13 protein-coding genes are annotated in these 13,724 nt (G+C 41.1%); 4 read left to right on the forward strand and 9 right to left on the reverse strand.

The genetic code is table 11. The annotated features are described in order from the left end of the window. Nucleotides 1–24 precede the first annotated feature (24 nt). Both rihA and ggt read right to left on the reverse strand, forming a co-directional pair. Nucleotides 25–984: a pyrimidine-specific ribonucleoside hydrolase RihA gene (gene rihA, locus L2747_RS07360; protein ID WP_248998428.1), complete on the reverse strand. Its 960-nt coding sequence runs from the start codon at nucleotides 982–984 to the stop codon at nucleotides 25–27. A 203-nt stretch (nucleotides 985–1,187) separates the two neighbouring features. Further along, on the reverse strand, nucleotides 1,188–2,903 hold the full coding sequence (gene ggt / locus L2747_RS07365) for a gamma-glutamyltransferase (protein WP_248998545.1): 1,716 nt from the start codon (nucleotides 2,901–2,903) through the stop codon (nucleotides 1,188–1,190). Between the two features lie 414 nt (nucleotides 2,904–3,317). On the opposite strand from ggt, the gene L2747_RS07370 reads away from it, so the two are divergent. Then, complete coding sequence (locus L2747_RS07370) at nucleotides 3,318–4,520, forward strand: GNAT family N-acetyltransferase (RefSeq protein ID WP_248998429.1); 1,203 nt, start codon at nucleotides 3,318–3,320, stop codon at nucleotides 4,518–4,520. Nucleotides 4,521–4,575: 55 nt separating this feature from the next. Here the strand turns inward: L2747_RS07370 and L2747_RS07375 are convergent, their stop codons facing one another. From L2747_RS07375 to L2747_RS07390, 4 genes are all read right to left on the reverse strand, one after another. Further along, a complete protein-coding gene (locus L2747_RS07375) occupies nucleotides 4,576–4,962 on the reverse strand; it encodes a hypothetical protein (RefSeq protein WP_248998430.1) in 387 nt (128 codons plus the stop codon). Between the two features lie 60 nt (nucleotides 4,963–5,022). Then, nucleotides 5,023–5,643, reverse strand: a complete 621-nt coding sequence (locus L2747_RS07380) for a LysE family translocator (RefSeq protein WP_248998431.1) — start codon at nucleotides 5,641–5,643, stop codon at nucleotides 5,023–5,025. Nucleotides 5,644–5,818: 175 nt separating this feature from the next. Then, nucleotides 5,819–6,859 (reverse strand): 4-hydroxyphenylpyruvate dioxygenase, encoded by a 1,041-nt coding sequence (hppD, locus tag L2747_RS07385; RefSeq protein ID WP_248998432.1) that lies wholly within the window; start codon nucleotides 6,857–6,859, stop codon nucleotides 5,819–5,821. An 82-nt stretch (nucleotides 6,860–6,941) separates the two neighbouring features. Beyond that, nucleotides 6,942–8,102, reverse strand: a complete 1,161-nt coding sequence (locus L2747_RS07390) for a homogentisate 1,2-dioxygenase (protein WP_248998433.1) — start codon at nucleotides 8,100–8,102, stop codon at nucleotides 6,942–6,944. 155 nt (nucleotides 8,103–8,257) lie between these two features. Between L2747_RS07390 and L2747_RS07395 the strand changes: the two genes are divergently transcribed. After that, nucleotides 8,258–9,169, forward strand: coding sequence for a LysR family transcriptional regulator (locus tag L2747_RS07395; RefSeq protein WP_248998434.1), 912 nt, complete (start codon nucleotides 8,258–8,260; stop codon nucleotides 9,167–9,169). Nucleotides 9,170–9,327: 158 nt separating this feature from the next. Here the strand turns inward: L2747_RS07395 and L2747_RS07400 are convergent, their stop codons facing one another. Continuing rightward, nucleotides 9,328–9,735 carry a hypothetical protein gene (locus tag L2747_RS07400; protein WP_248998435.1) on the reverse strand — a complete coding sequence of 136 codons (408 nt, stop codon included), beginning with the start codon at nucleotides 9,733–9,735 and terminating at the stop codon, nucleotides 9,328–9,330. Nucleotides 9,736–10,187: 452 nt separating this feature from the next. On the opposite strand from L2747_RS07400, the gene L2747_RS07405 reads away from it, so the two are divergent. Continuing rightward, a complete protein-coding gene (locus L2747_RS07405) occupies nucleotides 10,188–10,547 on the forward strand; it encodes a DUF6508 domain-containing protein (RefSeq protein ID WP_248998436.1) in 360 nt (119 codons plus the stop codon). Between the two features lie 220 nt (nucleotides 10,548–10,767). Here the strand turns inward: L2747_RS07405 and L2747_RS07410 are convergent, their stop codons facing one another. Continuing rightward, nucleotides 10,768–11,760: a cytochrome-c peroxidase gene (locus L2747_RS07410; RefSeq protein WP_248998437.1), complete on the reverse strand. Its 993-nt coding sequence runs from the start codon at nucleotides 11,758–11,760 to the stop codon at nucleotides 10,768–10,770. 269 nt (nucleotides 11,761–12,029) lie between these two features. Beyond that, the gene (locus tag L2747_RS07415; protein ID WP_248998438.1) at nucleotides 12,030–12,257 is read right to left on the reverse strand and encodes a PGPGW domain-containing protein; all 228 of its coding nucleotides are present in this window, start codon (nucleotides 12,255–12,257) and stop codon (nucleotides 12,030–12,032) included. A gap of 586 nt (nucleotides 12,258–12,843) precedes the next feature. On the opposite strand from L2747_RS07415, the gene L2747_RS07420 reads away from it, so the two are divergent. Beyond that, on the forward strand, nucleotides 12,844–13,584 hold the full coding sequence (locus L2747_RS07420; protein ID WP_371985761.1) for a substrate-binding periplasmic protein: 741 nt from the start codon (nucleotides 12,844–12,846) through the stop codon (nucleotides 13,582–13,584). Nucleotides 13,585–13,724 lie beyond the last annotated feature (140 nt).

Genomic DNA, 13,724 nt, shown 5'->3' on the forward strand with positions numbered 1-13,724 from the left:
GTTATCTCTCATCAAATCGAGTGCTTAATTATAAGCTTCTAAACATTCAACAATTAAGTCAACGAAGCCTTGTCTATCAAGTTTACACAGCACTTGAGTGTTATGCGGATTGTTGGTGAGTTGATAACGGTCAACAACGGTCATACCTTGGGTGTATTCACCTTTAGTTTCAACACCAACCCAGCAATCGTATGAGGTAAATAACTCTGGCTTTAATAACCATGCGATAGTACATGGATCATGCAAGGGCGCGCCGTCAAAACCCCACTTTGGATCTCTATGATAAATCATAAAGAAATCGAGTAGCTCGGCGACGCACTTAGCGACTGGGTTTGGAATAACACGAATACGCTCAATGTCTTCATCCATGATTTGCGCTTGGTGAGTGATATCAAGGCCGCACATGGTTATAGGCACCCCTGATTTAAATACCATATCAGCGGCTTCTGGGTCGACAAAGATATTAAACTCAGCTGCAGGTGTCCAGTTGCCAGCTTCCGCGGCACCGCCCATTAATACAATGCGCTCAATTTTACTGTGCAGTTCAGGGTAGGTCGATAAAAATAGAGCAATATTGGTTAGCGGGCCTGACGGCACAAGCGTCACAGGCTCATGACTCTCACGTACTTTTTGAGCCATGAGCTCGATACCTGAAATCGCTAATGGTTCAAATGCTGGATCGGGTAGTTGGGGGCCGTCTAAGCCACTCTCGCCGTGAACATTGTCGGCAATGATCAGTTCGCGTGCTAATGGCTTAGGCGCACCAGCAGCAACAGGGATATCGTGACGCTCGAGTAGAGTCAGGATCCGCAGTGCATTATTTAAGGTCTTGTCAGGGGTTTGATTGCCCGCGCTGGTGGTTACTGCTAGTGGCTTTAGTGTTTGGCTGCTCATGGCTAAAATCAGTGAAATAGCATCGTCATGACCTGGATCACAATCTAGAATAATTGGTTTTGCTTTTTTTGTCATTGTTGTAGGGTTCATTACTTCTCCGCATCGTCGCGTTTTATTAGATTGTTGAATATCCTAGGTTTTAAATCTAAATAAAACTGTGACTGAGTAATAGTTTTAACGATTGAGATAATTGTTTACATAAGATTACTGCTGAATAAAAAGGCCCGAACGCTATTGTAAGGGCCCAATTTATATTCATTGAATGGCGTTAAGCTCTGGCAAGGTTAGGTGGCTTAGTAACCAGCTGTTTCACTACCTGCGCGGCGTGGATCGCTTGCTCCGAAAATACCTTGATCGGTAACCATAATCGATTGAGTAGAGCCAATAGCATTACTCACTTTTATCGTATGACCTTTTGCTTCCAATAAACTAAGCGTGTCTCGATTTAATGTATGTTCAACCCGTAATGTATCGGGCAACCATTGATGGTGCACTCTTGCTGCATTCGTGGCTTCGGCGATATTAAAGTCATGATCAATTACATTCATGATGATCTGCATGGTGGTAGTAATAATGCGTGAGCCTCCTGGGCTTCCGGTAACTATGTAGGGTTTGCCTTCTTTCATTACAATGGTTGGGCTCATAGAGCTTAATGGTCGCTTATTGGCTTCGACTGCATTAGCTTCTCCACCAATTAATCCAAAGCCATTTGGCGTGCCGGCTTTGGCTGAGAAATCATCCATTTCATTATTGAGTAAAATTCCGGTGCCTTTTGCCACTAAACCTGAACCATAACTGAAGTTAAGCGTGTAAGTATTTGAAACTGCGTTGCCCCATTTATCAACAACTGAATAATGGGTAGTTTGATTACTTTCATAAGGAGCAAGTTTTCCAGGCTTTATCTCGTTACTTGGGGTGGCTTTATTTAGTGATATTTGTTTGGCGAGTTGCTTTGCATAATCTTTGCTGAGAAGCGCATTTACCGGGACGTTGAAAAAGTCAGGGTCGCCAAGATATTCACTGCGATCAGCATAAGCACGCTTCATTGATTCGGTCATTAAATGCAAGGTTGCTGCTGTGTTATGCCCAAGTTCATTAACAGGGTAGTTTTCGAGCATATTAAGCATTTCGATAATGTGAATACCACCAGACGATGGCGGCGGCATTGAGACTACTTGATAACCACGGTACTCACCAGTGACTGGCTTTCGCTCAACGACCTTATAGTTTTTTAAGTCATTTAAGGTCATGATCCCGCCCGCAGTTTGCACGGCGTTAACCAACTTCTTGGCGGTTTCACCTTGATAAAATCCTTTGCTACCAGATTTAGCGATAAGTGACAAAGAGTGGGCCAGTTCCGGCTGCTTTAAAATTTCGCCTATTTGGTAATCTGAGCCATCGGCTTTGTAAAAAATTTCAGCTGAACTTGGCCATTGGGCAATTCGGCGTTTAAGCCCGGATAGTGATGATTGCAGATCGGGTGTCACTGCTATGCCATTTTTAGCCATGTTAATCGCTGCAGTTGTTACTTGCTGCATGGTCATGGTGCCGTACTTTTCGAGCGCTAGCTCCATACCCATTACAGTCCCGGGTACTCCTGCAGCCAGGCCGTGTTCACGGCTGAGCTTTTTGACGGGGTTGCCGTCGGTATCAAGAAAAATATTTTTGTGAGCTGAGCTTGGCGCCATTTCACGATAATCGATGGCAATGGTTTTATTAGGTTTTGCAAGGTGAACCAGCATAAAGCCGCCCCCGCCAATATTGCCAGCTCTTGGCAGGGTTACCGCTAAGCTAAAGCCAACAGCTACAGCAGCATCAACTGCATTTCCCCCTTGCTTTAAAATCTCGACTCCAGCCTGAGTCGCTAAAGCCTCTTGACTAGATACCATGCCATGTTTTGCCCAAATGGGCTGCGCTGTAGCCCTGTGGCTATAAATAGAGGCTTCTTTTGCTTGGGCGGGTAATGGAGAAATTGCAGTAATGGCTAGCGTGGTTAATGGAATTGCCATTGAAATGGCGAAGGCTAATACCTTAAATGACTGAGTGCTTAGCGAGCGGGGGATATGAGGTCTTGAACAATGAAGTTTAAGCTTGAGAGTCTTAAGGGCGCGCATGTTAAATCCTTGCAATGGTATCAGGCTAAAATGTGGCAATACTATGATCTGCTAATACTAAAACCGATTAGCATTATTGTTATCATCTGCAGTAAATAGTTATAGTGTTGTGATTACTCTGCAGATAAACGCAATGTGACGTTTATTGTCGGTAAATGCAAGCTTAGCTAAGCTCAATCAAATACCGAAACAACTATGCATTATTGTCAGGTCACAGCATACAGTTAGAAAAGCTAATATAACCAATTGTTTGCCATTAAAGATTAACAGCAAGTTTCAAGGAGAGGTCATTGACGATGGGGGAGTTCGGTGCAAGCAAACAGTGATTTGAATAGCCTAGATTATGAAGTTGAACTGGTTGACGCTATTGCTAAGATCCCAGCGAAAAGCTGGAATCGTTTAATGGCTGATGACAACCCATTTAATCAACATGAGTATTTAGCAGCGCTTGAATTTAGTGAGTGTGTTTGTACTAAAACGGGCTGGACGCCACTGCACTTATTGATAAAGGAGGTTAATACTCACTGTGCTAAAGACACCATCGTTGCTGTTATGCCGCTGTATATTAAGGCTCACTCCTATGGCGAGTACGTATTTGACTGGGCTTGGGCGGATGCTTTTGAGCGTCATCAGCTAGCGTATTATCCCAAGCTTCTATCAGCAGTTCCCTTCACGCCAACAACAGGAAAGCGTTTAGGGATTGATAAAACGAAAACGCAGTCAGAGCAGCATATTATTTGGCAATTAGTGGCTAATACTCTCACACAATGTTTATCCGAGTATGATTTTTCAAGCTGGCACTGTTTGTTTTTACCCAAAGCACAATTTGAACAACTCTCTCAAACCAATAGCTTGCAACGGTTGAGCACGCAGTTTCACTGGTTTAACCGTGATTACACCGACTTTGATAATTTTTTAGCAACGTTAAGCTCCAGAAAGCGTAAAGATATTAAAAAAGAGCGTGCAAAAGCCAGTCGCGCAAACTTGAGCTTTGAATTTATAGAAGGGCCAGATATTACCACTGAGTTATGGCAGCTTTTTTACGCTTGTTATCAGCAAACTTATGCTAAACGTTCAGGGCATTATGGGTACCTTAATTTGGTTTTTTTTGAAACTTTAGGCACCACATTAAACGATGCGGTGATCTTACTTGTGGTGCGGGATAACGAGCAGCGAATCGTTGCGTCAGCTTTATACTTCAAGTCTGCAACACATCTGTATGGCCGCTATTGGGGGGCATTGGTTGACATTGACGGATTACATTTTGAGGCTTGTTACTATCAAGGTATTGAGTATTGTATCGACAATAGTTTGCAAGTATTTGATGCTGGCGCTCAAGGCGAACATAAGGTGCCCAGAGGGTTTGAGCCTATTGCGACTTACTCAAACCATGAGATAGCGCATCAGGAATTTAGACAAGCGATCCATAGCTTTACTTTGCAAGAAGCTGAAAACATCAAAATCTATATGCAACAGCTTAAGCAGAAGCTACCTTATAAATCCCTCGACTAGACGGCAAGGGATTATAACAATAGCGAGTTAGGTAAATAGATTAGAGCTTGTGCATCTAATAGCCATGAGCTCGGGTGCCCAGTTGCTGCTGAATTGATGCAGACAGCTTGTAGATCCATTTATTATAATTACGGTGAATTTTTCCATTGTCGTAATCTAAATTGGTGCTGGATACATAGTTAATATTATAAAACTTATCATCATAAGTTATTTGTACATGAGCTTTGTGAGAGCGCACTGTAATATAAGCATCAATTGTATTACTGCTTGCTACGATAGGCGTCCAGCCCTTGGCTTTACAACCCTGAATAATCGCTTGTTCAATGCTGTGTGCGCTATTGGTAGGGATAGGTTCATTATTTAATTCTACAATCGGTGTTGATGTACAACCCGATAGATATAAGCCTGCAACCAAGAGTAACACCAGTTTGATAGACTTCATTGAATACACCTTATTATTGATGAGTTAGAACAAATTAGCCGCTATGACTGCAATATGCAGTTATACGGCTGCAAGCCAAATCCCGACAAATATCATTAAGCTACCAGCAATACGGTTCATCCATTTGATGTTATCGCCACGGCTTAAAAATATCCGCAAACTTTTGCCACCCGCAGCATACGCCATCATGCTCACTAATTCAGTAAATAAAATAATGCTCACAAGTGCCATAAGCTGCGGCGCCACTTCGCGCTCTACATTAATAAAAGGTGGTAGCAGTGACACCATAAACGCCCAGCCCTTGGGGTTAGCAATTGCAGTAAAAAACCCTTGTGAAATAAGTTCTAAGTTACCAACACTCGGTGTTTGCTGGCCTTCAATGATGGCCATCTTGCCTTTTGAACGCCACATGTTGACGCCAATATAAACTAAATACATTCCGCCTACCCATTTCAAAATAGAGAAAATGTCAGGGTAGTTGAGCATAACACTGGCTACGCCCATTACAGCGGCCACAGCGACTAAGGCAACTCCAACAAGCTCACCAACCATCATCCAAAGGGTACGGCGAAAGCCAATGCTCATACCCAATGTCATGGCGAGGGTCATACACATTCCAGGTGTGATAGAGACGAAAAAAAATGTCGGTAAAAAAACGGCTAATAAGGTTAAATCAGGCATGGTGAGATCAGTGCTTTTGGATGATAATGGGCTAAAAGAGCTTAGCCTTTGAAAGGCCACAGTGTAGAGAAAAACACAGGTTGAGGATAGGTCAGTAAACATAAAAACCCGCTTTTAAGCGGGTTTTTATGTTAGAAAAGCGGTTTTAGCTAGCTCGTATTAGCTATGAGTGAGTTTACAGCACACCACGACGCTGTTGATCGCGCTCAATTGATTCAAATAACGCGGTAAAATTACCTTCACCAAAACCTAAATTATTTTTACGTTGAATGATCTCAATGAAAATTGGACCAAATAGATTTTTCGTGAAAATTTGCAGTAAGTAGCCGTCTTCATCACCATCAACCAAAATTTGGTGATGCTTGATACGCTCACGGTCTTCGGTCACTTGTGGTAGCTTTTCAAAGATGGTGTCGTAATATTCTGGAATGATATCCAAGGTTTGAATAGACGAGCCTTCCATTGCATCGAGTGAGCCCACGATATCACGGCTTCTGAACGCTAAGTGCTGTACACCAGGGCCATCATATTCACGTAAATACTCATCAATTTGGTTTTTATCGTTGCCTTTACCTTCGTTAATCGGGATACAGAAACTACCATCTGGTGAACGCAGCGCATAAGAGATAAGAGCTGTTTGTGAGCCTTTAATGTCAAAGTAGCGTACTTCAGTAAAACCGAAAATGTCTTTGTAGAAGTTTGACCAGTATTCCATCGTGCCCTTGTAGACATTATTGGTTAAATGGTCGACTTCCATAAAGCCTTTCTCTTTAGTGATGATCTGCTCTTGTAGATCTTCAAAGTCTTTAGCATAGATATTGTCGGTTTCACCGAAGGTATCAATAAAGTAAATGAGGCTATCGCCAATACCGTAAATTGCTGGGTATGGCATATCTTTAGCTGCATCATCTGCAGGTTTTGCACCGCGGGCAACAGCGCCTTCAAATGCAAACTGTGCGTCTTCAACGCGCCAACCCATAGAGCAAATTGCCGGGCCATGGCTTTTAGCAAACTCTGCTGAGAATCCCTTACGCTCAGTATTAAGCAAGAAGTTAATATCGTTTTGTTTGTAGTACAAAATCTCTTTAGACTTTGATTTTTTTAGCAATGAAAAACCGAAATCGATAAATACTTGGTGCATAAAATCTTGTTCAGGCGTTGCAAACTCAGTGAATTCAATACCGAGTAAGCCTAGTGGGTTTTGTTCGCTTGCCATTGTTATTTCCTCTGTCAATTTGTTACTACAGACCAGCCACTCTTGGGTGACCTAATGCTTGTATTAAAATGGGTAAAACCGTTTAGTTTTCAATCCAAGAACGGTTGTAGTCGATACTCATGCAATGCTTTACATGTTCAGTGAGTTGCAGTGGTGCGAAGGTATCAACCATCACTGCATATTCATAAGTTTCAGTTTTGCCTATAGACGCTTCAGTGCGACCAGGTTGCGGTCCGTGTGGCACACCTTTTTGATGTAATGTCATATAGCCAGCTTCAATACCTGTGCGACTCATAAAGTCGCCATCGACGTAATAAAGCACTTCGTCGCTGTCGATATTGTTATGGTAATAAGGCGCGGGGATTGACTGTGGGTGGAAGTCGTAGGGGCGAGGTACGAAGTTACAAATAACAAAGTTATGTGCTGTAAATACTAAGTGATCTGATGGCGGTAAATGAATTTTCCCCACCTTAGGCGCATATTCTTGAATATTGAATGCCCATGGATATACACAGCCATCCCATCCGACTAGATCAAATGGGTGCCACTCTAGTGAAGTTTGTTGGTATTTATCGCCAAATTTGCAAACTAATGGAAACTCGCCTTGCTCTACAATGGCATCTTCTAATACGGGCGTGCGGATATCGCGTTCGCAATAGGGAGCTGACTCAAGCATTTGGCCATATTCGTTTCGGAAATGCTTTGGTACTTCGACCATGCTTGATGATTCAACCACAAACAGGCGTACGTTTGCGTAATCATCAAACTTTAATTGATAAATGGTGCCACGGGGAATAATAAGGTAATCCCACTTCTTTACAGCGAGGGCGCCGTATTCACTATAAAGTGTACCTTGACCTTCATGAACAAAAATGACTTCATCTGCGTAGGCGTTACGGTAGAATTCGTTAGTGTCTTCAGTCACATTCGCTGTGTACATCGCCACATCGTTATTAAAGAAAATTTTATTACGGCTATTGAAGAAGTTACCTTTACAATCGGCTTTCTTAGTATCGAGCTTATAGTTTTGTACCAACGAGTCTTGCCATACTTCTCCATGAGAGAGACTATAAGGACTCACTGATAGTGCCTTTGTCGGCATATTATGGTGATACTTATTTGAATAAATATTTGAAAATCCATGAGTTGAAAACAACTCTTCACGATACAGTTCACCATTGTCTTTTTTAAATGTGATATGTCGCTTTGTCGGAATATTTCCTTGCTTCACATAAAATGGCATATTCGCTTTCCTTCGTTGTACTCGGGCACGTATTTCAGTGTAAATGTGATCTATCTTCAATTTAGTTGCTTAAACAAACAAAAAAAAGAATAATAATTGCTATGACATCATCTAAAAAATAGATGGTAATTTCAGCTTTACGCTAGGGAAGCATTATGCGGATTGATGTTGATGCATTTAAAGTATTGCAGATATTAGTGGAAGAGGGCAGCTTTGCTAAGGCTGCGGAGCGTTTACATAAGGCGCAGTCCGCGGTGAGCTATCAAGTGAAAAAGCTCGAGCAGCACCTTGGTGTAAACCTTTTTTGTCGCGACCAATATCGTGCGGAGTTAACTCCTGAGGGGAAAGTTATTCTGGCGGAAGGCCAAAGGTTACTGCAATACCTTGCTAACATTGAACATTTAGCCAGCAAGTTTAGTGAAGGCTGGGAACCAAAGTTAGAGTTGGTGATTGATGATGCTTTGCCGATGAAGCCTATTATGCGCGCGCTAAAACGTCTGACCGAGCTACAAATTCCGACTAAAGTGCAGCTTAACATGGAGTTTCTAGGTGGCGTCCAAGAAAGATTTGAACGCGATAGTGCAGACTTAATGCTAGTAAAGGATTATCGCACAGGTCCAAGTTATCGACCTCAGGCATTACCAGAGATTACTAGTGTTTTAGTGGTCGCTGCAGATCACCCGTTAGCGACAGAGAAGCAATTGAGCCTATTTGAGTTGCAGCGGCATGTAGAATTGACGATTGAAGATTCATCAATCAATAAGCATTACCGAGATGAAATGCAGTTTGGTGGAGATAAGGTATTTTATCTGTCAGGCTTTGTAATGAAAAAGAATGCGCTATTAATGGGGCTGGGGTTTGGCTGGATGCCCGACTTTTTAATTGAAGCTGAACTAAAAAGCGGTGAACTTGTTGAAGTCGACTTTATGGGAGGCAATCGTTATAGCTTTACTCCACAGCTAGTTTCAACCATGGAAAGACCGCTTGGGCGTGCAGGTCGTTTGTTTACCGATCTTATCATGGAAGAGTTTAACGCAGAGTTGAACTCTACAATGGATACTAGATAGTTAACCGCTATATGTTACTCGCAAATTGATATAGGTAACGAGAACCCATATTTAACGCGCCAATATCTCCAATGAAGCGGCTGCTAACTAATATCTGTTACCTGTGATCAAGCTAGGTACGGGATCTTCTAGCTGTTTTTTGATACTAAACTGCGAGGCTAATTATTCTTAACTAAGATATTGATGATCTCTCGTGTTTTGTGATTGATTTTAATCGGAGTATTATCGATATCAATGACGATATTGCCATTCTTATCTATAGGCGAGTTAATTTTTCCTCGAGAGTAAAGCTCATCACTTAGCCTATCTCCTCGTTTTAGTTTCTTTTGCCAGCCAGGTGGTAAGGGCTCTCCATGAGCTGCTTTTTTTTGTAAGCCGTAAGGTAGTTCTTTGGCTGGTTTGCCTTGGCCTTTATCATGTTTATCATTTTTTGCGTATGCACCGATGGCTAAAAAACTACTGCTAAGCAATGATACAAAGAATATTCGTGTTAAATAAGTCTGTCTCATAACGTTAACTTTTGCGAATGAACCTTGTGACAAGTATAGGGCATATTTTTTGTCCACAGTCTCAGGTTCTGTCTTTGTAAAGTTGGTGTCACCGTGAGAGCATCATACTCGTGGCAAGAAGAGATAATGGACATTAGTGGCTTTGATCTGTGAGTACATATCGCATTTTGCAAACCTAGATGCAAAGCACATTGTTAATGTGCTTTTTACCTTGGTATTCATTGTTATTTGATGCCTCAATCTCGGTGAGTTTTTATTAAATATTGCATTTTGTAGGTAAAAATCATTTTGGTACATACGGTCATAACAGTCTTACTCTGGAGGTTAACGTATTTAATTTGTTTTATTACAGTGATTTATAACAGAAGCGAACGTTAAGTTTGTGTTCAGCTTGTCTCCATTAGACTAGCTCCATTAATAATTGGTACGTGCAATGCATAGCAAGCATGTATACGACTAGTGAGTTAATCACAAGTGCATGTCGGTACTGATTTGAATGGAGATTTACAATGAACAAGAATACTTCAAAAGGTTACACGCCAAATTTGTACGCTAAATATGCCAGTGATCTGAAACTCGATAACCAAAATGTATCGGATATGCGCCTACAAGAGTTTGTCACTGACTTAGATCGTTGCGGTATGCTTCTTGATGAGTTCGAATGGGATGAATGGTATCAAAATAGCCATATGGTTGATCGCCCTGAATACATTGGTGATGCGTCTATTTATGAATGTCAGTTGTTATTAACCGCCATGTCTCGAATTGACCGTTTTAGCCCCGGTATACTAAGTAATATGCGCCGGCAAGGTGTGCTTCTTGCAATTATTGAACGTTTTCAAATATTGCATTATAAACAAGTTGGTTAAAGGCTCTGTTATTGGATCTTAGCTTAATGGCTTATGTACTATCGCTAATATTGCCACTGAAGGTATTAAGGCTTATTTGGCTTTATTGACTAATTTTAAAGCGTTTACAAATTCAGCCGTAGCAATGATGTTTATAGGGCTGCTAGTTAGCAGCGAACAATGTATAGAAATAAAAAGAGCTGCAAATATGCAGCTCTTTTTATTTTTCAATACAAATCGATCAATCTGCGAAAGGTACTGGGCGAGGTGTGTTTTTATTAGATGGTGGCAAAATTGGTAACACAATTTGTGGTTGCTCACCTGTCAAAGAGTTTAAGAATGCGACCATCTCTTTAACTTCTTTGTTTGAAAGCTTTTGACCCAATTGAATATCAGCCATGGTATTTACCGCTTCTTCTAAATCCCACACGCTACCATCATGGAAGTACGGGTAGGTCAGTTCGATATTACGCAATGTTGGCACTTTAAAGACAAACTTGTCGGCTTCTTTGCCTGTTACGCCTTTTCTGCCTTCCGCTGGGTTGTTGGTGTGGAATGGTTTGACTAGGCCCATCTTCATGTACATGGTGCCACCAACAGCAGGACCGTTATGGCAGCTCACACAACCTTTATCTTTAAATAATTGGTAGCCAGCTTTCGCTTGTTCGGTAATAGCCGCTTTGTCGCCTTGAAGGTATAAGTCAAAAGGTGCGTTAGGGGTTACCAAGGTCTTTTCGAACTCAGCAATAGCATCAGTGATCATATCTATGTTGATCTCTTTTGAGTTATAAACATCGGCAAAACGAGCTTGGTAAGCAGGCATTGAACGTACTGTATCGACAGCAAGATCGTGAGTGAAGCCCATTTCTTTAGGGTTAGCAATAGGTCCAGCGGCTTGTTCTTTTAGATCCTTAGCGCGACCGTCCCAAAATTGTGCTAGACCATATTCAGCGTTAAGCACGGTTGGTGAGTTAATTGGACCTTGTTGCCAGTTATGGCCAATAGAGGTCGGTAGCGCATCAACACCACCAGTTGAAATGTTGTGGCAAGAGTTACATGAAATAAAGCCCGATTTCGACAATCTTGGTTCGAAGAATAGCATCTTACCAAGCTCAACCTTTTCGGGATTAGTGATAACGGCTGCAGGAATGATTTCGATAGGTTCGTTAGACGCGTTAGCACCAATTGATAAAGTAGAAAGCAGAGCAATGGAGATTACATTAAGCTTATTCATAATAGCCTCAACTAAACATTATATTTTATAGGGTTAAATCAATGCAGCAATAATAGAGAGGTTTAGGAATATAAGATAACGCTTTGTTTCGATTAGGACTATCGTGGATTTGGATTAATTAAATGAGAGCTATATCGCAGACTTACTACCTAATGATAGGTAGGGTGGCAGTTAAGTTTGTTAGGCTGGGTGTTGAACTTTGCACTTTATTGAGGATAACTCTGTAAAGGCGATTCATAGACTCGATATAAGATAAACTTTAAAGACAACTACTTTTTATTTAGTTTGCGCATAAGTATTTTTCGGTCAAGCCAGCGAGCGGTTTTATTCATATGAGCTTGACTTTTCTTTAGCCAATGACGGGCCCAAGTGTACTCTAAACTTAACACTGCAAGGCCAATGGGCAGTAGCAACCAAGCCGGGCCTGGAAGAATAATTAATGCGGCGCCTAGTATTGTTAGGCTACCCCCAATTATTGTTATTAGTAGTTTCCGCATATTATCTCCTTTATCTATTTCATTACCCTAGATAAGCAAGGGTTTGAACCCTGTGCAAAAGCCTGTTCGAGAGGCAAATTTCTAACTTGTTCTATTTAAACCAAATGTTATTTAATTAACTTACATGTTTAATTGGTTGATAGAAATTTCATGTTAGAAATTAGCTTATTCAGAGTTACTTACCAGTGTAAATCAAAGTCGGTCGGTAAGTTTGACTTAATTGTAACAAGGACTAACAAGAAGAAAGGGGCTTGCTGATATCGGCGATAATGACTCATCATTTCACCTCAATTTACGCATTGAAGCGACCAATCAACTTATCAATTTAACATCTATTGATAAAACTTTTGCTTTGCATTACTGCGATCCAATTTTAGTTAACATATGCTGAAAGCTACTTATGCGATTTTTCGTAAACGCCCGCGATTTTGGCGTTATTAGCGAGGTTGACTAAAATCTTCTGTAGGTACATTAAATATAGATTGACTGGTATGAATTTAATAAAGAGATATTTTCTACTGCAGGCATTAAGCACGTGTTAGCCCAAGCTATTGTTTGCTATAGATATGGTGTTTATAGAAGACAGTTGTTAATCAAGGGACTTAAGTTTTTATGTGCCTTTTGTGTACTGAGTTTTTCATCAGTAATAAATGCTGAAACACTTTATTTAACCTCGCTGCATTGGCCTCCTTATTCTGGAGGACAGTTAAAAAATCAAGGCGCATATATCGCCGTTGCTCGCGCGGCTCTTGAAGCCGTTGGGCACACGTTGGTTGTCGATTTTTATCCTTGGAGCCGAGCTGTGAGGATGGCCTCAAGAAATGACTCAAAATACCTTGGTTACTTACCTGAATATGCCTATCCAACAGAAAAGTTCCTGTTCTCTGACTCAATGGGCCGCAGTGCTTTAGGCCTCGTAGAGCAAAAATCTCACCCTATTAGCTGGACGCAGCAGAGTGATTTAAATCATTACACGATTGGCGTAGTGCAAGATTATATCAATACATCAGAATTTGATGCCATGGTGACACAGGGAACACAGCCTTTTGAAGCTGTTGCTTCGGATCTTCATAATATTAATAAAGTGGGTACCGGACGTATTGATGCCGCGATTATTGATGAACATGTGCTAGCTTATATTTTGGCTCAGCCAAATATGAAACACTTAAAAGGTAAACTTCAATTAAATAAGAAACGTTTAACTTACAAAGAGCTTTTTGTCGCTTTTAAGAATAATGAGGCAGGTCGCAAATGGCGTGAACGTTTTAATCAGGGCTTAGCAAAAATTGATGTACAAAAGATAGTCGCAGATAACATGGATAAATAGTTGATTTTGATGAGTGGTAATACTTGAATTAACTAATTTATCTGATACTCATTACCAACGATGCCTAGGTTAATAAAAACAACAAATACGATTAGCACTAACATAAAGGTGGATTTTCTAAGTGCTAATCGCTTAAGTAA

Source organism: Shewanella marinintestina (assembly GCF_023283845.1).
Lineage (GTDB): Bacteria > Pseudomonadota > Gammaproteobacteria > Enterobacterales > Shewanellaceae > Shewanella > Shewanella marinintestina.

What these genes read in the sequence shown, in the direction of transcription:
- L2747_RS07415 (WP_248998438.1), bottom strand. Translation starts at nt 12,257, where the DNA reads ATGCGGAAACTACTAATAACAATAATTGGGGGTAGCCTAACAATACTA.
- rihA (WP_248998428.1), bottom strand. Translation starts at nt 984, where the DNA reads ATGAACCCTACAACAATGACAAAAAAAGCAAAACCAATTATTCTAGAT.
- L2747_RS07410 (WP_248998437.1), bottom strand. Translation starts at nt 11,760, where the DNA reads ATGAATAAGCTTAATGTAATCTCCATTGCTCTGCTTTCTACTTTATCA.
- L2747_RS07390 (WP_248998433.1), bottom strand. Translation starts at nt 8,102, where the DNA reads ATGCCATTTTATGTGAAGCAAGGAAATATTCCGACAAAGCGACATATC.
- ggt (WP_248998545.1), bottom strand. Translation starts at nt 2,903, where the DNA reads ATGGCAATTCCATTAACCACGCTAGCCATTACTGCAATTTCTCCATTA.
- L2747_RS07375 (WP_248998430.1), bottom strand. Translation starts at nt 4,962, where the DNA reads ATGAAGTCTATCAAACTGGTGTTACTCTTGGTTGCAGGCTTATATCTA.
- hppD (WP_248998432.1), bottom strand. Translation starts at nt 6,859, where the DNA reads ATGGCAAGCGAACAAAACCCACTAGGCTTACTCGGTATTGAATTCACT.
- L2747_RS07405 (WP_248998436.1), top strand. Translation starts at nt 10,188, where the DNA reads ATGAACAAGAATACTTCAAAAGGTTACACGCCAAATTTGTACGCTAAA.
- L2747_RS07395 (WP_248998434.1), top strand. Translation starts at nt 8,258, where the DNA reads ATGCGGATTGATGTTGATGCATTTAAAGTATTGCAGATATTAGTGGAA.
- L2747_RS07380 (WP_248998431.1), bottom strand. Translation starts at nt 5,643, where the DNA reads ATGCCTGATTTAACCTTATTAGCCGTTTTTTTACCGACATTTTTTTTC.